Raw genomic sequence first — 20,403 nt, forward strand, 5'->3', positions numbered from 1 at the left:
ACGCATAAATTTGTTCAGAGAAAATGTCACCCCCCAGGAAGGTAGACCGAGTTTTAAACTCGGTCCCTGGTATTTAGTATAGTATCTAAAAGTTCTTGATCAGTCAGGTCGTAGTTAAGATTTGTTCTTTCACTTTGTTTTCTCCAAGGGTGATTTTCATCTGGGACTATTCTATTTTTAGGTGATTGCGTTGTTTTAACTTTTTTGGTCATTTTAGTAGTTGAAGGCTTGTCCACAATTTGAGTTTCAAACACCATATCTTTATATTTTACTTTAACTCCAAATTTAGGATTAGATAGGACAGTAACTTTAGATTTAGGAACCAGTTGACTATTTTTATCTAAAATTTGATAGTAACTTCCTTCAAAAGAGAAAGTGGCACTGTTGTCCACAGTTCTTTTGAATTTAGAACAAAGTATATGATCAAGATTAATATCTTGATTTAAACAGGTAAAAGCCGATAGCTCATTTTCGGGCTTTAGGGCAAATCTTTTATTAAAATCAGGCAAGAAATCTTTTTGTAAAAATTCATTAGCTTTCTCCATGGTAGTTATATTGTGTAGCTTAAAAAGTGTGGGCAGTCTGCTTTGTAAAGTATCAAAAAGCCTTTCAACTCGTCCTTTTGCTTGTGGAGAGTTAGCAGGTATAATAGTGACTCCTAACTCTTCCATAGCTGCACCAAATTGAGTAGGCTTAACTTGTTTACCTGCGAGCTGTTCATCAATCGAAAGCTTGTCCGATTTAGGTGATCTAAAAATAGTGTGCTTATCGCTATAAAGACTTGCAGGAATACCATAGTTTGAAATTAACTGATGCATAATCTGAAAGTATCCCTCAAGACATTCATTTTCAACAAAAAATAATCCTAGCAAAGCTCCTGTGGCATCATCGATAGCAGCGTGTAAATCACAATCAAAGCCAGTGTCAAACCAGTCATAAGGTGAGGCGTCTATTTGTACTAAAAGTCCCATTCTGTCCTTGCGTTTGCGTCTGTGGTGACTCTTACTCTTTTTATGTTTTTTAGGACTAGAAATTCCAGCTTTACTAAGAATTCTATGAACAACTGGCCTACTGATAGAGATTTTTTCTCGCTCGTTTAAAAGTTCTGTAAAATGAGTGAAATTTGCATTTGGGTATTTTTCTAACTTTAGAGAAATGATATGTTTTTCAGTACTTTCAGGAACAGAATGATCAGGCTTTTTACCTCGGCTTTTATGTATGACAAAACTGGGTCCTTCTAGTTGCACTCCTTTCTTCAGTCGTTTAATTTGTCGATCACTGAGGTTCAAAGCTCGTGCTGCATCTCTAATGGTTAAGTAGCCATCAATTGTTTGATTGATAATATTTAGTTTTTTAATTTCTTCTTGGGTCATTTGATATGTCACCTTTTTAGTCATAGTGACATTTTCACAGAACATTCTAGGGGTGACAATATCACAGAACAATTACATTCATGATTTCTTCTAGTTGATTTTTTTGCTCGGAATTTGGTACACTACTCAACGTAGGGTATCCTCCTTTCTAGCCGTAAAAACGGCTTGGGTTTTTTCTCCAAATTCCGAGGATACCCTACTTTTTTTGTTTTAGTCAACCTTTACACAAAATATTGTACGTCATCCCTTAATAAAAGCCGTCATTTTCAAAATAGAAAAAGTCAGTAATATAGATAATGACTTAAATATAGTTATAGACCCTGGTAAAAGTATCGGTTCAATAATAGACAGATCTTCGAACCTATCGATAGTAAATCGAGACCAGCTCTGGTTTGTTGAAGAATCACATTATATAGGATCAAATGAGTTGTTTAAAAAGATTGCAAAACTTAGACAGGCTGAACTTAAGTCAGTTGGTGAAACGCAAACCAAACAAGCGGCAAATCTTAATGAGTTTATCAAAATATTAGGTTAGTTTATAAACTTTATTGCACCTGCCCAGCTGGGGTGGGTGCTATTTTAATGTTAAAGGAGGACGATTAAATGATTACTAAATTTGACGGTATGGAAATACTTAACAGACCAATCATAGAGATCGAAGAAAAAGTTAAAGAGATGTATGAAGATAGAAAAAATAGAGATACTCATCCAGAAGGTGAATTTGATAGTAAACAAAGGTGGACTCCTGATGAGCATAGTGAAGAAGCCATTTGCTGCTACTCCATTAGAACCCCATCGGCTAGTTGGCCATTTTCACTAATCAAACATTGCAGGAGCAAAAAGCATCTGAAACATCTAGCATCTGAAACTTTAGTTAAAGCTTCAATAATAAAGATAGAAAGAATGGAAAATATTCAAGATAGACTAGAAATTGTAAAAGATTTAGATAATAGGATATGCAGAATTTATGACCTACAAAAAGAAGAACTAGTTTTAACTGAAAACCATACAAACCTTATTCAAAACTGGCATAAAGCCCAATTAGATGAATTGTTTTTTGAACAATCTGATAAAAGAATCCAAGAATTAGATAGTCAGCACGGTGAGAATAATATTGCAAATATTAAGGACCTTGTACAGATGATAGAGACTGCTGTTAACAGTGACCCGTAAAACTACTATGACTTCATATTGTTAGCTCCCTCAAGAGATTTGAGGGGGCGTTTTTTTATGTTTAAAAATCACACCTCCATTACATACCCGTTCGCTTTTTGCGATCGGGATTTATTACTTTACAGGAGGTGTTAAAATGCAACAAAACGTAAATCTTCAAAAGTTTTTTAAGCTGTTTCATGAAAAGGACATCATTTTTCAGCTAGTTTCGACAGGGGGCACTCAAAAACAAGATAACCCCCAATTAAGACTAAATGACCTGTCAGAACTAAATCAGTTTGTAGAAAAGCTAGAAGCAAGAGCAGATCAAGGTTACAAAGTTTATTTCATCACAAATCCAGGTGGGACTAAGAACGATGATATCTTTGGAGTTAATGCACAGTTTATCGACATTGATTTTCATGAGTTTGAAGATGCAACTCAAAAAGAACAGAAGAAAAATGAAACAGTTAAGATGTTGAAAGAACTAAAGCTAAAACCTACAGCTATTGTAATGACCCCCAATGGAGTTCATGCTTACTGGCATTTAAAAGAAGAAGAAAGTAAAAGACATAAGGTGCTTGAAAGATTTATTGATACCCAAAAGATGATGGCTGAATACTTCGGGAGTTGTACAGGGGTAACTAATAGGCTGGGACAAGCTATGAGAGTCCCTAGCCCTAAGTTTGGTGGAAAAATTGTAGAAATCAATCCTGATCAGCTCTACACCCAAGAAGAAATTCGTTCGTCGTTTTACGCTGAAACTGAAAAGCCAAAAGCAAGAAATCAGCAAAATACTGGACAAATAGAACGAGTTAACAACAAGATCAAAATTTATAATATATCAGACTTTTTTGAAGTAGCAAAACAACAGGATATAAGAAAGTACTTAAAAACCAATGTACTACTGAATAAGAGTTTCAATTGTTTTTATCATCACGATAATAATCCATCCGCTGTTATTTCTAAGAAGAATGGGAGATACCAATATTTTTGCAATTCTTCCAATTGTAGAGCATATAATGGTAGATCAGGACTTACAATTATTGATTTATTACAGTTAGACGGAATGACAAAATGGCAAGATATAATTTCTCAAATAACTAATACGTTTAACATAGAACTGGTTTCTACGAAATGGATGGAGGGACAGAAAAATAAGTATATAGCAAACTTGACTTTCTTAAAAGATGAACTTGAAGAAATGAAAAGTACTGATATATTGACAAGATATGGAATTATCATACTTGAGAAACTTCTTAATATTGGACTTACTAAAATAACTCCAGAATTACATGATGAAAATGGAGAAGCTGTATTTTTTACTTCTAATAGATACTTATCAAGGGAAAAAAATAAGCCTATAGAAAAAGTAAATGCTTATCTTAACCTTTTTTGCATGTTGGGTCTACTTAACAAAGTGGATCCGCCTAAGAACCATAAGGTCACTCAAGAATCTTTAAAACGAGCTAGAGAAAATAACAGGAGAGTTATCAATTTTTACAGTGTCCCAAATTACTATGAGATTAAAAACCAGATTGAAAACAGAGCTTTTGATTTAAGGAAACAAGGCTTCTCCATAAATACTGTAAGTCAAGTGTACGTGAAAAATTATGATGAAGAACTTGCTAAAAAAGTTTACCATTCAAATGAAAACATCAGTGAGTTTGGTATTAAAGTAAGAGAAAAAATATTAGAAAAAGCAGAGTCACAGATATACCATTATGGATATACTCATGACAAACTATTGGCAGGGCTTAAAGTATCAGGTAGAAGAATTAAAAAAGAACGACTGAAGCAAGAGTTTAAGAAAGTTATCCCTATTCTTATTGATAAAGGGTATATCTTAAAACCTGCTAATAATAAATTGAAGAGCAAATTTAATATAAAATCAAAGGGTTATCCTAAAATATTATTAAAACCTGAAGATCATGAGCTGTAATTATAATGGACACTAAATAGAAATTTTATTCTTCTTAAAAGCCGTCATATCAGTTAATTTAGTTATATTGTAAAAAGGGTGGAACAATAAGCTATATATAATAATACTAAAGCCTATTGTTCCACCCTTTTCATTATTGTTAGAAATATCCCACGGTTATAGGTTTTGTAAGCTTTAAAAAGTAAATAATATGTCCAATGCTAGGTAGAATTATTGAAATTCATCACCATCAAAATAATTATCTCCAAACTCTACATCAGATTCTATAACTTCACCTTTAATATGCTTAACATTAGCTTTTTCCAAGAAATCCATCCTAATCGATAATCCATCTTCGTAATCAAAGCCAAGTCCAGCCATGTTTTCTAAGAATATAGCTATAAGTTCAATAGAACCGAATTCTAAAAGGTCGGTCTCACTGATTTCTATTCCAAGGTAAGCCTCCCAGGGTACATGTTCCAGAACAAATTCTTTCTTAATATTAAGCTTGTCCTTAGGCGAATGATATTCATTTACCCCAAAATCGTAAATTATACCTTCGTCTGTCTCAATTTTTTCAATATCCGTGATGAGATTGACTAGCAGAGGTTTTAGGTTGAGTATTTGATTCATGAGTTTTCTGTAATTGCCTTTTTCGACATTTTCTTTTTCGTGTGGAAAAAGTTCGACGATTTTATCTTCTATTTCTGCCACAAAATTCACATTTTGCTTAAATAAATCCTTGAAAAGCAAAGAACTCACCTCTTCTTTCTATATCTGATAATCAGATTTTTACCACATTTTTTAATAGAACACAAGGGGGCTAATAATAATTAGTACTACGTTCATTAGATTTAAAAGATAAAGAAGCTAATACATTGATATTAAAGAAGTGGGTAATACATTATAAGGGTATATAAATCTACCTGATAGTAACCAGATGAAAACCCTGCTACGAAAGTTTTTACAGGACTTATAGTAAGGGTGCGTTTATGATGTGTAGGACCTTGCAGAAACTTAATATAAGTATACTTCTTCAAAATAACTTCTAACAAGATGATCTAAAAACCAATGGTGTTGTAACACTAAGGGTCATAAATCTATCCCAAGTAAAATTGCCATAAATCTTGACATAACAGGAACTAGAAGTCACAAGATATGGGTCGGTTAAGAATGTTATTGGCTCAATAACATATCATAATATATTTTTGGAGGTGATATGTCTCCCAAAAAATTTAGCACTCGAAAGCGGTGTGATTTTAATCGAATATCTCTTTAAGCGTACTCCTGATTACCAGGAGTATTTTTATTTTAAAAACTTTTTAAGGGGGCTGATAATCATGTTGTTTAATTTGGATGAAAATAGTAAAAGGATCCTTGAAGTACTAGAAGAAGAAGGGATAACTTATACGGATGTGATTACATTTCAGTTCTTTATTTTGCACTTTGAACTAGAACTGAGAAATGACACTTCCAAAACAGTTCAAATGATTGAAAGTTTAGTAAAGCTTCCCAAAAATAAAAAAGATAAACTTTATAAAAACGATGAAGACGCATTTAAATGGACTATTAAAAAATTAGCAAAAAGATACTATAAGCAATCAGAATTAAGAAATGATGCAAATATAGCGGAGTTGTTAAAAGAAAGTATTATATTTTCATTCATGCAAGATGTAGAGAGCTTATATTTAGACTCAGAATCATCAATGGGACAATATATGAAGGATAAAAACTACTTCCAATTACTAAACTTCTATTTAATAATTCAGGTAGTTACTAATCATCCTGAACTCCACGAAAATCAAATACAAAGATTTTTTAAAAATGAATTTGATCCCATAAAACCCCATTTAAATTTTGTTAAGAATATAAAAGAGCAAGGGAAATTTGATATCCTTTCTGTTTTAATACAAGATGGAATTCTTAATCATGGAACGGTGCTCTACTATTTTAATAAGACAGGTGAAGACAAAATTGAAGCTATTATATCGGCAAATGATTACAAAGAAATTGATACCAAGTATATGAAACAACTAGAGGAAGAAACCTTACAAAACTGGTCCCAAAAAGAAGAAGAAAGAAAAGAATATAGCAAAACTGTAGACAAGCTCCAATCAGAGTTAGCCGAAAAAGAAAAAAGAATCAAAGAACTAGAGCGTGAGTTGGAGAAATATAAGAAACAGCAAAGTTCTAATAATTTTTCGGGTAGTAAAGTGCTGGTGATAGGAGATACTCAGAGAAAAGACGGCTACAAAAATATCATTGAAATTTATAATGGTGAATTTATTTTTTTAGATGGTAATGATGATCATCATCTAGTTAAAGAAAAAGCCCAAGCAACTGATGTGATTTTTCATGTGACAGATTATGGCTCTCACAGTGTACACTTCCAGTTGAAGAAGTTTAAGAAAGTTGTCTTTGTGAATAATGCAGGGCTTGACTCGCTTAGATACGCTGTAGAAGATTACCTTGGGTATGATTGCAAAAATTGTAGTCGTTCAGCTGGAAACAACTAAATTTTGATAAGATGTATGCTTAAAAATCTTGAGCTAAAAATTTTTCATCAGACGTGGGATTTACCACGTCTGATGAAATTTATAAAAATCTCTTATAAAAGGGGAGAGTTTTCAGTTTAAAGAATTAATTCTATTTTATTGCTATCTTATTAATACCAGGGCATGGTAGGTGGATAATACTCAAGAAATCCTTGAAAAAAATCCTGGCAAGGATTATATTGTTGATCCACAGGTTGTCTGTGTGATTCGGTAATAGGTGGTGACGTTTCATCAATATCATTTCTATATACGTTTTGTACATATTGTTTTTGTGGTTTTGGTTTTCTTGTATTTTGTTTTTTTGGCGTTTCTTTCTGTTTGGCTCTTTCTTGTTGTTGGTTTTCTTTTATAAGCAACATTGCATATTCGATTAATTCTTCTTTTCGTTTTTTCCATTTTTTCTCACGTATTCTTAAAAAAATCATAAGCGGTATAAATAACAGAACAAATCCAATTATCACATGTTCATCTCTAACACTATTCTCTAATATGTATTGAAGTTCATGAATTTTACTAGTTATGGCATTAAAATCAATCAAGTGATCACCTCCATTTCTAGTTTACATAATATCACAAATTTACAATAAAATCCAGGCAAGTTTTTGATTTTAATTACCCGTTTTCCTAGACGCTATAAGAGTAAGCGTCCAGAGAAAACGGGTTTTTTTATTGCAATTACATTAATACAGATAATTTTTCTCTTAAGCCACTTTGAGGTGGCTTAATTTTTTTGTCCAGTTAATAGGACAAACATTTTAAACAATATCATTTTAAAGGAGGTGTTATTATTAACAATCATGAATTAAGTAGTAAAGTCAATCTCAGTGAATCTAAGGAAAAAAGAGTTGAAAAATTTCTTAAGGAGAAAGAAAATCCTTATGTCGTGAAAAGAGAAAATGAAAAACCGATTAAAATAGCTTTTAATGAAAGTAAAACGCCTATTGATGAGTTGATTCACAAATATTTTGTTGAAAAATATGGTAGTGCTTAAAATTTTAGAAAAGGAGGTGCAGCATGGTTACTACAATAAAATATGCAAAATATATGCGTTACTCAAGGGTAGATGGTGATAGAGAGAAAGAAAGTATTCAAAATCAGGATAAAATAATTGAAAACTATATCAAAGATCGTGAAACTAAATATAATGAGAAATGGTTGTTAGTAGGAGAATATGTGGACCTAGATTATACTGGCTCAAACTTTAATAGACCTGAATTTTTAAAAATGAAGGAAGAAGTTGAAAATGATAAAATTGATGTAATAATATCGAAAGATGCGTCCAGGTTTGGAAGAAACGTGGCAACAGAGGTTTATTTTGAAGAAATATTTCCAAAATACAGGACACGATTTATTGGAGTGGTTGATAATGTAGATACTGCTTCTGAAAACCAGGCTTTTGAAAGAAAGATAAGAGGATTAATGAATGAGAACTATTGTAGTGATATTTCACAAAAGGTTAAAAGCTCGCTAAAAACTAAAATGATTGAGGGTAAATTTATAGGGGCTTCTCCACCTTATGGATTTGAACGAGACCTTGATGATAAGCATAAGTTAATTGTTGATGAAGAGGTCAGACCTATAATATTGAAAATAGTGGATTTATATTTAAAAGGTTATGGGTTTTCAGCTATAGCTAAAATATTAAATGCTGAAAAAATACCATCACCTTCTGCTTATAAAAAAATGAAAAAATCAAACTATAAAAATCCAAGAGCTAATAGGAGGTTGTGGAGTCCTTCAACTATTAGGAAAATTTTAACAGAACCTATTTATAATGGCACACTCGTACAGGGAAAGCATCCAAAAATTAACTATAAAATTAATAGTAGAAAAAAAAGTGGAGAGTCTGAGTTAATCAAAGTAGATAATGCAGTTGAGAAAATTATTGACGATGAAACATTTGAGTTAGTTGGGAAAAAAATTAATAGTAGAAGTAAAAATGTTAAGAATAATGACTCTCCGAGTGTTTTACCAGATAATGTGTATTCAGGACTTGTATATTGTGAGGATTGTGGCTCAAAGATGGTATATAGAAGTGATAGGGATATGTATATGTGCGGTACCTATGCTAAATATGGGAAGAAATACTGCTCCAATCATAATATCAAAACAAAAGTTATAAATGAAGTGGTCATAGAGCAATTAAATTTGATTATTAAGCTTACAATTGATATTAGAACTCTTTTGAACGATATAAAAAAGAAATACCAAGAAGTAAGTGGTAAGGATGTTATTGAAATTAAAAGAAAAAAGCGTGAAAATCGCCTAAAAACTTTAAAAGAATCTTTAAAAATTTTAAGGGAAGAGTATGCAGATGGTATAATTGACCAAGAGGAATATAAAGAGACTAGGTCTGAATATGTAAATGAAATTAATACCATAGAAAATGAACTGGGGAAATTACAAGTTTCATCAAGCAAAGAATCTGTAATTAATGATTGGGAGGAGAAAGTTAAGGACTTAGAAAAGTTTTATAATAACTTTCTGAAAATTAACAAAATAGATAGAGAAATAGCTTTAAAACTTATAGATACCATAACTGTAGGAACCGACCAAATATCTGAAATCAAATTCGCTGGAGCTTCGCCATTTGAATTAGCTCAAGAATTGAAATCTGAAATATCAAGTGTGGCACTATGATAAAAAGTGGCAGTATTTTCGCTGCCACTTTTATTTCTATTTCGAAATAGTTTAAATCCTTAATAGGGTTTTAGGAGCTATATTAATGAGTGTGTAATAAACATTACGCACCCCAGGCTGCATCAAAAGAAATGGCCAATTTATTTTGGTCAGTTTCAACAGAGTAGATAGGAGCTTTTTTCTCTTCTTCCTCTTCTTTTTCCTCTTCGTTAACAACGGGGATGACAGTGGCGGTTTCTTGATGATAAATCGAAAAATAACCGAATAAGCCAATAAAGATGAAAAATCCTATCATAATAATAGTAGACATCTTTCTTCTAAAATTAACAGTAAAAAACATAACAACTCCCCCAGAGTTTTTGATTAAGCTTCTTATAAAAAAGTATTCACATTTGTTACAGATAATGTCAGGACTATGGGAAATAAATCGAAGTAAAGAAAAAAAGCTGTTCCCCAGTTTAACAAGGGAACAGCTTTTGTAAATCAGGTTATATTTAATTTTTAGCAGTTATGTCTATACCTTCTAGTAATGCGTAAGGGAATAATCTATTACCTATCCATTTAGCCTCCTGGCTAAAGGAAACTAGCTGATTTTGTAAAGCTTCAAATACATTGACAGCTACCATGCAATCTTTAATTCTTCCAATAATTTTTCCGTTTTCAACTAAGTAGCCCAAAGAAATATTGCCATTAACTTCACCGCTGTAAGGATTACCTGCCCAAGCACCCATTAAATCTTTTATGATAATCCCTCGATCTAACTCTCCTATCATATCGTGATAAGCCATTTCACCTGGTGACAGGACACATGTGTGTAAATCCGGAGCGGGTAAAGAATAAGGGCTTTGTCTGATACCATGTCCCGTAGGTTCTACACCTAGAGAATGAGCTGTTAATAGATCGACCGGGAAAGTTTTAATAGTTCCATTCTTTATTAGGTCTGTTTCTTTTGTTGGTACTCCCTCATCGTCAACAGGACACATTCCCGGCGAAAATGGACGATGAGGCATATCAGTTAAATTCACTTTTTCATCAAAAAGCTGTTGGTCGAGTTTATCTTTAAATGGTGAAACTTCTTTTTCTACACTTTGACCGTTAAGGCTGGCCAGTATTGGTCGCATAAAATCGCTCATGGCCTCCGGGGCAAAAATTACTTTGTAGCTGCCACTGTTGATCTCTTTTTCTTTAGAACCGTAATGTAAGTCCTGCATCAATTCATTTTTTAAAGCAGTCAGGTCAGTGAATAGCCGGGGTAATTTTTTACCTTGACCGATACGCAAAAAACTTTTTCCTACTAATAACATAGCTCCACCTCTTACGGAAAAGGCAGTTCTTTCGTACTCGGTATTTAATCCCTCGGAATTTTTGATTTTCACCTGTAATTGCGTTTTTTCAATACTGGCACTGGCTAAAGCTTCGGAATTCTTACTTCTAATACTATCTACTATTTCTTCGCCCATTTCTATCATTTTTTCAGTAGGTAAATCCATAACATCTTGATCGTACATATTATCTAATTCTTCAGGATTAACTTTAGGTAAACTGGGTTGAAAACTTCTTCCAAACTGACTGGTTTCTCTGGCTTTGTTTAACAGATCTTCAGCTTTGTCTTCAGTAGAAGTAGTAGTGCAAAAACCCAGGCGATTATCTGGAGAGATCAACCTTAGTGCTGTGGATTTTTGTTCTTTGGTTTTTATGTTTTTAAGTTTGTTATTTTCGAATTCAACTGGAGTCCTGGTTACAGACACCTCAAACAGTTCTGCTTGTTCGTTTTTTTTCTTTGCTAAAGAGAGCAGTTTATCCATCGGATTTCCCTCCTATAATTACATTCTGAATCCTGATCGAAGGTGAGCCTTGACTGGTTGGGAGGGGACCTTGCTCACCTTTTCCACATCCACCGCCAGTATCTTTAACCTGATAATCGCTAGAAATCAGATCTATATTATTCAAGGTTTCGAAGACATTTCCGGTCAAATTCACGTCCCGAACCATTTCTGCAAGTTTTCCATCTCTGATCATGTAGGCTTCCCCGGCCTTAAATGTAAACATTTCACCGTTTGTCTGGCCGCCGTAAGCATCTACTGCATAAACTCCCAGTTTCACGTCTTTTATCATATCTTCCCAGGTGGCGTCCCCGGGTGCTATACATGTTGTTCGCATCCTGCAAATTGGAGGATGATTATAATTTATTGCCCTAGCATTTCCAGTTGGTTTTTCTCCCATTTTAGCGGCACTTTCACGGGTGTGGAGTCTTCCTACTAGTTCTCCTTCTTTAATTAAATCTGTTTTTTGGGTTCTAACTCCTTCGTCGTCATACTTTAAATATCCTCTGGCACCTGGTGTATCACCGGTGTCGTATATATTCAAGTGTCTGCCACCAAATTTGGTGCCTAATTTCATAATTTCTCTTAAACGTTTGTTTTCGTAGAGTTGATCACTTTCACTTAAGTGTCCGAAAGCTTCGTGAACAAAAACACCTGCCAAGGATGGATCCAAAATCACGGGGTAACTGCCACCCTTTATGGGATCTGCCTTGGTCATTTGGGTGGCTTTTTGGCAGGCTTTATTTATTCGGTCATGTAAATTCCTAACAACACCGAAGTCATCAGAACTTCCAAAACCCACAACTGACATTTGTGAATGACCCTGATCAGCTGCAATAGCTATAATGCCGCCACCTAAATCTAATTTCTCTTGTTCAATATAACTGCCATCAGTATTTATGTAGTAAAGTTTTGTAAAATTATCAAAATATCTAATTCTAGAACTTGTAACCGGTTTCCCGTAACTAAGTATAATATCATTGTATTCTTCTAAAAGCTCTTTCTTTTGGGTTAAGCTCAATTTGCGAGGATCTTCTTGTGGTTCAACAGTGACATGATCAACTACAGGCTCTACATCAGAAAAGCTAGTATTTTCAGGGATCCTATCGCCAATTAATTTAGCTTGTTCAATGGCCAAATTAACCTTTTCATGTATATCGTCTAATTTGTTAAAGGAGACAAATCCAACTCCTCCATCTACTATTGCTCTAACATTTCCACCATAGTCATTTGAAGAATCAATTCTATCTAAGTCCTGGCCTTGGAATTCAATTCTATTTTGTAAAGTTTTTTGGACTCGTATTTCTATAAAATCGGCAGACTTCCCTTTGAGAGCGGATTGTAAAAAGTCTCTCAAGATAGTTCAACCTCCTTATTGTTTAAAATAGATGTATCTTTGCCTACTATAAATTCTTGATGGATTATTTGATATCCTTTTGATAAAAATAGAAACTTTAAAGTTATTATTCGTATTATCCTTAAAATATTATAACTATCAATGAAACAAACAATTAATTCTAATCAAAATTAATAAACAAATAATTATTAAAGCAGACAATTAATCAAGGGCTGCTCCTGATAGTAGCAGCCCTGTGTAAATAACTAATATAAAATTTTTTTGATTAATTTTTCATTAATCGTTGAAATTTCTGTTCTAAGGATGTGATAAAATCATCAATTTCAGTAGCTGTAATAGATGCAGCCAAGCGCATTAAATCATTTCTATCCCTTAACTGTTCGATATCACTGATTTCAATTGGTTGCCCTTTTTCTTTGATTATGTGGCCATCTTGAGATACCACATTATAAGCGGGTTTTTTGTTAATTAAAAAGCCTTTCAGCTTTTCTTCAATATCACCACCGGCCTGGTCTAGTATTTCTTTGAGTCGGGTCTGCCACTCCTGATCAGGTTCGTATCTCTGCCTTGCATCTGAGTACTGTGCTCCCGGGGTGCTAGCTTGTTGGGCGAATCTTGGTGGAGTTTGCTGATCGTTAGCTACAAATGCCAAGGTCTTTAAAACATTATGATGTGTAGCCAAGTCAACGACCTCTGGTGTAATTTTTTCACCTTCAAAAATGATTACTCCTCCTTGACCATCCTGAACAGTTTGGGTAGCTATTTTGCCGATTAATTGATCTGGTTCTTGATAGTCGGGAATATCAGATTGTGGTGTCACCGGGCTGGTATTTAATGTGGACTCTTGTTCATAATAAGACATGATGATGTAATCAGTACCTAATGTGACAATCTGTTGGGCTGGAACTTCAAAAAGCTGTTCAGCTCTTTTGCTTTTGGATAGGATTAAGCTATCCAATTGACCTCCTGGAAAATTAAACTGATAATCGTTACAAATTCCTAAAAACTCTCCGTGATCTGAGATAACTTTTTTACCAATAGGAGATTTTTCTAAATGTTCCCTTTCCCATTCCGTTTCTCCTTGTTGTAAAATTACGTGTTCACTGGGAATAGTAACGGCATAGGGTCCAATGGTTTGAACATTATCTAGACTGACAAGATGTGATGGGCGATTAGAAAAGAACTTACCTTCACCGAACATAATACTTGTGACGGCCTTTTTGTTCACATCAAGGATTATATCAATGACTTTACCGAAGGCTTTACCAGTATCAATGGATATTACAGGTAAAGAAACAACTTCATTTTTTCTCATTTGTATACCCCCTTTTACTATATTATGACTGTCTTAGTTTTCCACATTGCTTGATAATTATAATAGCGCCTATGAATTTCACCAGGAAGAATGATATAATAAATTTTATAGAAGGCATAACAGTGTTATTTGCTGATCTGTTCACGGATGAAAGGGGCGAGAATATATGAACATAAATACCATAGAAGAGCGGCAGACCATCTCAATAGCCGAACAACTTGCAGCATTACTCGGTCCGGGAGATATTGTTCTATTGACAGGAGATTTAGGTGCTGGAAAAACCACTTTTACTAAAGGAATAGCTCAGGGCTTGGATATTGATGAACCAGTTACAAGTCCAAGCTTTACATTAATGAATCAGTATTCGGGTTCTATACCTTTATATCATTTTGATTTATACCGTATAGAAGATCCGGAAGAATTTTTGGAACTCGGTATTGAGGAATTTTTATATGGAAAAGGGATTTCTGTAGTTGAATGGAGTGAAAAGCTACCTGAGTTACCAAATAGTTATCTACAGGTGAGCTTGAAACTTGGAGCTGACCCTGAAGGCAGACAAATAATAATCGAACCCTATGGGGGATATTACCAAGAACTGGTATCAAAATTGAGACAAGAGGTGTTTAGTGATGAAGGTACTCGGAATTGACACTGCCACTAAAACATGTTGTGTTGCATTAATAGACGGGAATAAATTGATGGGTGAATTTATACTGAATAATTTCCAAACACATTCGGAGCGGTTAATGCCGTTGATTGATAAATTATTAGATAGTTTAGGAATTAAGATTGATGAAATAGAAGGTATCGCTGTTTCGAGAGGACCAGGTGCCTTTACCGGGCTGAGAATTGGTATTGGAACTGCCCAAGGGCTTGCCATGGGAAATGAGATTCCCTTAGTGGGAGTAAGTACCTTAGATGCCCTGGCTTATCAAAGGGCAACTTTGGGATATATATGTCCGATTATGGATGCAAAAAAGCAGGAATTGTACACTTCACTATATTATGTTAATGAAAAAGAGATTGAACAGGTTTGGGACTACAGCATCATGAAACCTAAAGATTTGATAGCGGAGCTGAATAATGATTTAACAGACAGGGATATCATTACCTTTGTCGGAGATGGTTTTTCTCCTTATAAGGAAGAGCTGTTATCAGATGTAGTTGCTTCTGTAAATTATAGTACTGGTGACCTAGAACTTAACAGGGGATTTTCTATAGCCCGTCTTGGTTTAAATAAAATAAATGTTGGGGAAGGTTGTGCTCCGGAGGAATTGACTCCTTTATACTTAAGAAAATCTGAAGCAGAAAGGAAGCGGGAGGAAGAAGATAATGGCTAGCAGAGACTTATTTCCAGAATTTAGAATTAGGGCAATGACCCAAGATGATTTAGATCAGGTACTAGAAATTGAAGGACAGTCTTTCAATTCTCCCTGGTCTGAGAATGCTTTTCGCCATGAATTACAAGAAAACTTTCTCGCTACATATCTGGTTTTTGAGGATATAAATAGTAATTTGCAACCAACTATTTTTGCCTATGGAGGATACTGGTTAATTAGAACAGATGCCCATATCACAAATGTGGCAGTTTCTCCTAACTACCGTGGATTAGGTGCAGGTAAGTTGGTAGTGGAAGCTCTATTAGAACATGCCAAGAATAGAGGAGCCAATAAAGCAACCCTAGAGGTCAGAAAAACCAATACTGTTGCTAAAAAGTTATACCAGGCTTTAGGTTTTAAAATCTATGGGATTAGGCCTAATTATTATCGTGATAACAACGAGGATGCTTTAATAATGTATAAAAGTATGGAGAATAACCATTAGTTGTTAAATACAAGGTTTTTTATACTCCGTTGTTGATTCAGGGAGGAGCAGTGATCAGGAAACTTTAATTCTACTGTTAGGGATTTTTAGATGTAGCAGCCCAAAATAATGGATGTGAAAAAAGTTCAACTATCAACATTCAACTTTAATACAGCCAAATACAAATTGAGATTTATTGAGAAGAAAGGTGATTTATATGGAAACTCAAAGAGAAACTGTATATATTCTAGGAATCGAAACTTCATGTGACGAAACAGCAGTTTCTGTAGTCTCAAATGGTCAGAAGGTTTTAAGTAATGTAGTTAGCTCTCAAACCGATGTTCATTCCTTATATGGAGGGGTGGTTCCAGAAATAGCTTCAAGGGAACATTCAAAATTGCTTCCTCCACTGGTGAGTAAGGCCGTTGACGAAGCAGGGTTAAATATGAATGATATCAATGCCATAGCTGTTACTCAAGGTCCTGGACTGGTTGGCCCACTATTAGTTGGTGTATCGTTTGCTAAATCTTTAGCATATTCTCTAAAGATACCTCTAATTCCCGTTAACCATATTAAAGCACATCTATATGCCAATTTTATACTTGCTGACGACGATAAAGATTCAAACTTACCTAGTTTCCCTTTAATTGCTTTAATAGTTTCAGGAGGCCATACTAATCTTTACTATTTGTATGATCACGATAATTGGAAGCTTCTGGGGCGCAGTAGAGACGATGCTTCCGGTGAGTCCTTTGACAAAATTGCTAGAGCTTTAGACCTGGGATATCCGGGTGGACCAGCTGTTGAAAAGGAAGCTCAAAAGGGCCAACCTAATGTTGATTTTCCGAAACCTAAGCTAGAAAACGAATACGATTTTAGTTTCAGTGGTTTGAAAAGTGCTGTATTGAATTATTTGAACCGGAAAAAAATGAAAGGTGAACAATACAGTAGCTCTGATATATGCGCAAGTTTTCAACAGGTGGTTGTTGACTCACTTGTGGAGAAAACAATCTCTGCGGCTCGGGATAATCAGGTTGATACTATAGTTCTAGCGGGAGGAGTTTCTGCTAATGGACAGTTAAGAGCGAATTTTAAGGAAACAACTGCTGGAGAGGGAATAAATTTATTTCTTCCTAGACTGGAGTACTGTACTGATAATGCAGCCATGATAGCTGCACTGGGTTATCATAACTATCGTCGTGGCTGGATTGCTTCCCTGGATCTGAATGCGGTCCCCAATTTGAGTCCATAATTAAAGGGTTGTCCACCTTATTAAACAGCTAGATTATAACGGCTAGTCATGTGGATATTTTAAGGTGGGTAACCCTTATTTTATTTTTAAAAACTTAGTTTACTAAAGAAATTCGTTATTTTCTTAAAATTATCCACAGATTTATGTAAAAAACTTGTGGATAATGTGCATAACTTTCAAAAATGCGGTGAATTTGATAAATTTTCTGTGGATATCCCTGTGGAAATTGTGGACTGATTTAATATTCAAATTATTTTTATAACATGTCAGCTCATCTGTATTGGGAGTAAAACGTTATTTCTTCAATAAACATAATATATGACCACCAAGAGAATACTATTCTAAAAATATGCTTTTATTTGTGGTATAATGTAGAGCGGTGTTTAATTTTAATGAAAAAAATTGTAGTCTAGAGAGAAGAGAGGGATTTTCATGCTAAAGGGCTTTAAAAAGATACATTTTATAGGAATTGGTGGATACGGAATGAGTGCTTTGGCCCAGGTGCTTATCGAAGAAGGTTATCAAGTATCGGGTTCTGATATATCAAGTTCTTCCAGAATTGATTTTTTGAAAGAACTGGGAGTTGAAATTTATCTATCCCATAAAGCTGAAAACATAAATAGTGTAGATCTTGTCATATATTCTACGGCAATTCCTGGGGATAATCCTGAATTGTTGGCGGCTAAACAACGGGGTATTTCTTTGTGGCACAGATCGGAGTTATTGGCAGAATTAATAAATTCCAGATATGGGATTGCCATTACTGGTGCCCATGGAAAAACTACTACCACTTCAATGTTATCACTGATTCTCGAAGAAGCTTCTGCTGATCCCACCTGTATAATTGGAGGAGAACTACCAAACTTTGGAAGCAATGCGAGAGTGGGTGATAGTGAGTATGTAGTAGCAGAAGCCTGTGAAAGTGACCATTCTTTCTTAAGGTATAGTCCTCAAATAGCAGTTATCACAAACATTGAAGCAGACCATTTAGAACACTATAATGGCAGTTTTGATCAACTTTTAAAATCCTATAGACAATTCATAGAAAATATCGACGATTCTGGGAAGGTATTTATCTATTCTGAATGTGAATACCATGATTACTTATTAGAAGGAATGTCTAAGAACTGTAAAACATTTGGCTTTTCCCAGGATGCTGATTTTAGGGCTACGGATCTTAAGTTAAACAAAGGTACGACAGAGTTTACTATTGAAAGTGACCTTGCTGATAGCTTTAAAGTAGAATTAATGGTTCCAGGAGAGCACAATATTTTAAATGCACTTGCAGCTGCTTCTGTAGCTTTGGATTTAAAGATTTCTCCCACTGCAATAAAAAGAGCATTACAAAAATTTACCGGTGCCAAGCGTAGATTCATGGAAATTGGTCAACTTCAAGGTGCTACTATAGTGGATGATTATGCACATCATCCCACAGAAATAAAAGCAACCTTAAAAACTGCTCAAGAACAAAGCGATAATAAAGTGATTGCAATTTTTCAACCCCATCGCTTTACTAGGACTCAATATTTTATGGATGATTTTGCAAGTTCCTTTGAAGAAGCTGATACTGTCATTCTTCATAAAGTTTTTGCTGCCGGTGAAGACGAAATTCCAGGTGCGAATTCGAAAAACCTTAAGGATAAGATTAAAGAAAATGTACCTGGTTTAGAAGTTTACGTGACTGATGACATGGAAGATATAGCCGAAATTGTGTCTAATATTGTAGATAAAGGTGACTATGTAATAACTATGGGTGCTGGTGATATTTGGAAAGTTGCCCATTGGCTGGTTGACGAAGATTATCAAAAGCAACTTAACAGTGAAGGTTAATAAAATGTGTTATCAGAGCCCTATGGATCAGTTTTATAATGAAATAATTACAACAATTTCACAAAATAATATTTTACCTTTGGGAAGCGGTTGTAATTTGAACTGTGTATTTTGCAGCAATAAGCAAAATCCAGATCAATTACAAACTTTTTCGCTTCCCTATTTGTCCGTCAAGAAGATCAAAGAACTACTGGATTTTTTGGATCCCACTAAAAAAATTATCATCGGAGAGTCTGCGACTAGAATTACTGAGGGTGAGCCCTTTGTTAATCCAGATATTCTTGAAATCTTGACATTGATTAGGAAAAAATTTAAGGACACTACTATCCAAATTACGACTAATGGTTCCTTTTTAGATCGGGATAAAATCGAATTTTTAAAGAGCTTAGAACCTCTGGAACTAAACATTTCGGTTAATGGTTTAAAAGCAGAGGATAGATACTATCTGATGGGCGATACTGGACAAGAGGACTTTAAGTTTATACTAGAACAGTTGGCAGTAAATAATATTGATTATCATGGAAGTACTGTTTGGATACCCCAGATCTTAGATGAGAATCAACTGGAAGATTTAATTACTCATTTAGAATTTTATGGGGCCAAGTCTTGTAGAGTTTTTATTCCGGGATACACCCGATTTTCTACTAAAAACTATCAAATTACTAGTAATATGGAACAGACAATGAAAAAAGCCCTATCTAAGATTAATCAAAAAGTAAATTACCCTGTTCTGATTGAACCTCCTGATATCACTGATTTGAACTGTATTGTTGAGGGAATAATCCCTGATAGTGCAGCTACCCATAGTGGTTTGATGACGGGTGATCAAATTTTGGCAGTAGATTCCGATCCAGTGGCTAGTAGAGTGGATGGTTTCAATAAACTGAAAGAAAGAGCTAATCCACAAGTAACAGTCTTGAGAGATGGTGTCAAATTTGATTGTGAAATTCCGAAAGTAGCTAAAGAACCTTCGGGTATAGCAGTTAACTTTGATATTAGTTGGGAAGTAATAGATAAAATCAACAAAGTAGCCCAAAAATACCCTAGAAATTCGGTTACAAAAATATTAGTCTCTGAATTGGGTTATAATCCTATTAAACTAGCTTTAAACCAATTAAACGAAGATTTAGCTAAAGAAGTCCAGATTGTAAAAAACTCTAGTTTTGGTGGCAATATTAGATGTGCAGGTTTGTTAACAGTTGCAGACTTTCGCAAAAAATTGAATAATTTACTGACAAAAGGTTACTCTAAGCACAAAGACATAGACATTAAACAGTTGATTCTACCTGCCAAACCCTTTGAAAATGGCTTAGACCTATTTGGTATGCATTATAAAGACTTAGAAAAGGAGTTTAATGTCACAGTTGATCTATTAACATAAC

18 protein-coding genes are annotated in these 20,403 nt (G+C 34.4%); 11 read left to right on the forward strand and 7 right to left on the reverse strand.

Translation table 11 applies throughout. The features are described 5' to 3' along the window. Nucleotides 1–53: 53 nt before the first annotated feature. On the reverse strand, nt 54–1,445 hold the full coding sequence (locus tag NTHER_RS02085) for an ISNCY family transposase (RefSeq protein ID WP_202943851.1): 1,392 nt from the start codon (nt 1,443–1,445) through the stop codon (nt 54–56). 531 nt (nt 1,446–1,976) lie between these two features. Here NTHER_RS02085 and NTHER_RS02090 point away from each other — a divergent pair. Together NTHER_RS02090 and NTHER_RS02095 are read left to right on the forward strand one after the other, a co-directional pair. Further along, a complete protein-coding gene (locus NTHER_RS02090; protein WP_012446872.1) occupies nt 1,977–2,546 on the forward strand; it encodes a hypothetical protein in 570 nt (189 codons plus the stop codon). 136 nt (nt 2,547–2,682) lie between these two features. Beyond that, nucleotides 2,683–4,467 (forward strand): hypothetical protein, encoded by a 1,785-nt coding sequence (locus NTHER_RS02095; protein ID WP_012446873.1) that lies wholly within the window; start codon nt 2,683–2,685, stop codon nt 4,465–4,467. 210 nt (nt 4,468–4,677) lie between these two features. Here the strand turns inward: NTHER_RS02095 and NTHER_RS02100 are convergent, their stop codons facing one another. Beyond that, a complete protein-coding gene (locus tag NTHER_RS02100) occupies nt 4,678–5,199 on the reverse strand; it encodes a DUF6557 family protein (protein WP_012446874.1) in 522 nt (173 codons plus the stop codon). Between the two features lie 587 nt (nt 5,200–5,786). Between NTHER_RS02100 and NTHER_RS02105 the strand changes: the two genes are divergently transcribed. Beyond that, nucleotides 5,787–6,962, forward strand: coding sequence for a DUF2325 domain-containing protein (locus tag NTHER_RS02105; RefSeq protein WP_012446875.1), 1,176 nt, complete (start codon nt 5,787–5,789; stop codon nt 6,960–6,962). A 149-nt stretch (nt 6,963–7,111) separates the two neighbouring features. Here NTHER_RS02105 and NTHER_RS02110 read toward each other — a convergent pair whose 3' ends face one another. After that, nucleotides 7,112–7,540 carry a hypothetical protein gene (locus NTHER_RS02110; protein WP_012446876.1) on the reverse strand — a complete coding sequence of 143 codons (429 nt, stop codon included), beginning with the start codon at nt 7,538–7,540 and terminating at the stop codon, nt 7,112–7,114. 248 nt (nt 7,541–7,788) lie between these two features. Here NTHER_RS02110 and NTHER_RS16435 point away from each other — a divergent pair, with 248 nt between their 5' ends. Both NTHER_RS16435 and NTHER_RS02115 read left to right on the forward strand, forming a co-directional pair. Next, nucleotides 7,789–7,992, forward strand: a complete 204-nt coding sequence (locus NTHER_RS16435; protein WP_331446319.1) for a DUF6870 family protein — start codon at nt 7,789–7,791, stop codon at nt 7,990–7,992. 23 nt (nt 7,993–8,015) lie between these two features. Next, nucleotides 8,016–9,641, forward strand: coding sequence for a recombinase family protein (locus tag NTHER_RS02115; RefSeq protein ID WP_012446877.1), 1,626 nt, complete (start codon nt 8,016–8,018; stop codon nt 9,639–9,641). A 103-nt stretch (nt 9,642–9,744) separates the two neighbouring features. Here the strand turns inward: NTHER_RS02115 and NTHER_RS02120 are convergent, their stop codons facing one another. The 4 genes from NTHER_RS02120 to NTHER_RS02135 form a co-directional block, all read right to left on the reverse strand. Continuing rightward, the gene (locus NTHER_RS02120; protein WP_012446878.1) at nt 9,745–9,981 is read right to left on the reverse strand and encodes a hypothetical protein; all 237 of its coding nucleotides are present in this window, start codon (nt 9,979–9,981) and stop codon (nt 9,745–9,747) included. A 154-nt stretch (nt 9,982–10,135) separates the two neighbouring features. Beyond that, nucleotides 10,136–11,446, reverse strand: coding sequence for a TldD/PmbA family protein (locus tag NTHER_RS02125; RefSeq protein WP_012446879.1), 1,311 nt, complete (start codon nt 11,444–11,446; stop codon nt 10,136–10,138). Then, a complete protein-coding gene (locus tag NTHER_RS02130; RefSeq protein ID WP_012446880.1) occupies nt 11,439–12,821 on the reverse strand; it encodes a TldD/PmbA family protein in 1,383 nt (460 codons plus the stop codon). The genes NTHER_RS02125 and NTHER_RS02130 overlap by 8 nt, the downstream gene beginning before the upstream one ends. A gap of 265 nt (nt 12,822–13,086) precedes the next feature. Further along, on the reverse strand, nt 13,087–14,136 hold the full coding sequence (locus NTHER_RS02135) for a PRC-barrel domain-containing protein (RefSeq protein ID WP_012446881.1): 1,050 nt from the start codon (nt 14,134–14,136) through the stop codon (nt 13,087–13,089). Nucleotides 14,137–14,302: 166 nt separating this feature from the next. On the opposite strand from NTHER_RS02135, the gene tsaE reads away from it, so the two are divergent. The 6 genes from tsaE (at nt 14,303) to NTHER_RS02165 (ending at nt 20,402) form a co-directional block, all read left to right on the forward strand. Beyond that, a complete protein-coding gene (gene tsaE, locus NTHER_RS02140; protein WP_012446882.1) occupies nt 14,303–14,785 on the forward strand; it encodes a tRNA (adenosine(37)-N6)-threonylcarbamoyltransferase complex ATPase subunit type 1 TsaE in 483 nt (160 codons plus the stop codon). Next, a complete protein-coding gene (tsaB, locus tag NTHER_RS02145) occupies nt 14,766–15,476 on the forward strand; it encodes a tRNA (adenosine(37)-N6)-threonylcarbamoyltransferase complex dimerization subunit type 1 TsaB (protein WP_012446883.1) in 711 nt (236 codons plus the stop codon). The genes tsaE and tsaB overlap by 20 nt, the downstream gene beginning before the upstream one ends. Continuing rightward, nucleotides 15,469–15,960: a ribosomal protein S18-alanine N-acetyltransferase gene (gene rimI, locus NTHER_RS02150; protein ID WP_012446884.1), complete on the forward strand. Its 492-nt coding sequence runs from the start codon at nt 15,469–15,471 to the stop codon at nt 15,958–15,960. Before tsaB ends, rimI begins: the two co-directional genes overlap by 8 nt. Nucleotides 15,961–16,156: 196 nt before the next feature. Continuing rightward, nucleotides 16,157–17,191, forward strand: a complete 1,035-nt coding sequence (gene tsaD, locus NTHER_RS02155; RefSeq protein WP_012446885.1) for a tRNA (adenosine(37)-N6)-threonylcarbamoyltransferase complex transferase subunit TsaD — start codon at nt 16,157–16,159, stop codon at nt 17,189–17,191. Between the two features lie 432 nt (nt 17,192–17,623). Then, nucleotides 17,624–19,021 carry a UDP-N-acetylmuramate--L-alanine ligase gene (gene murC, locus NTHER_RS02160; protein WP_012446886.1) on the forward strand — a complete coding sequence of 466 codons (1,398 nt, stop codon included), beginning with the start codon at nt 17,624–17,626 and terminating at the stop codon, nt 19,019–19,021. Between the two features lie 4 nt (nt 19,022–19,025). Continuing rightward, nucleotides 19,026–20,402, forward strand: a complete 1,377-nt coding sequence (locus NTHER_RS02165) for a DUF512 domain-containing protein (RefSeq protein WP_012446887.1) — start codon at nt 19,026–19,028, stop codon at nt 20,400–20,402. The last annotated feature ends 1 nt before the right edge of the window (nt 20,403 follow it).

Origin of the sequence: Natranaerobius thermophilus JW/NM-WN-LF (assembly GCF_000020005.1) — a bacterium.
GTDB classification, from domain to species: domain Bacteria; phylum Bacillota; class Natranaerobiia; order Natranaerobiales; family Natranaerobiaceae; genus Natranaerobius; species Natranaerobius thermophilus.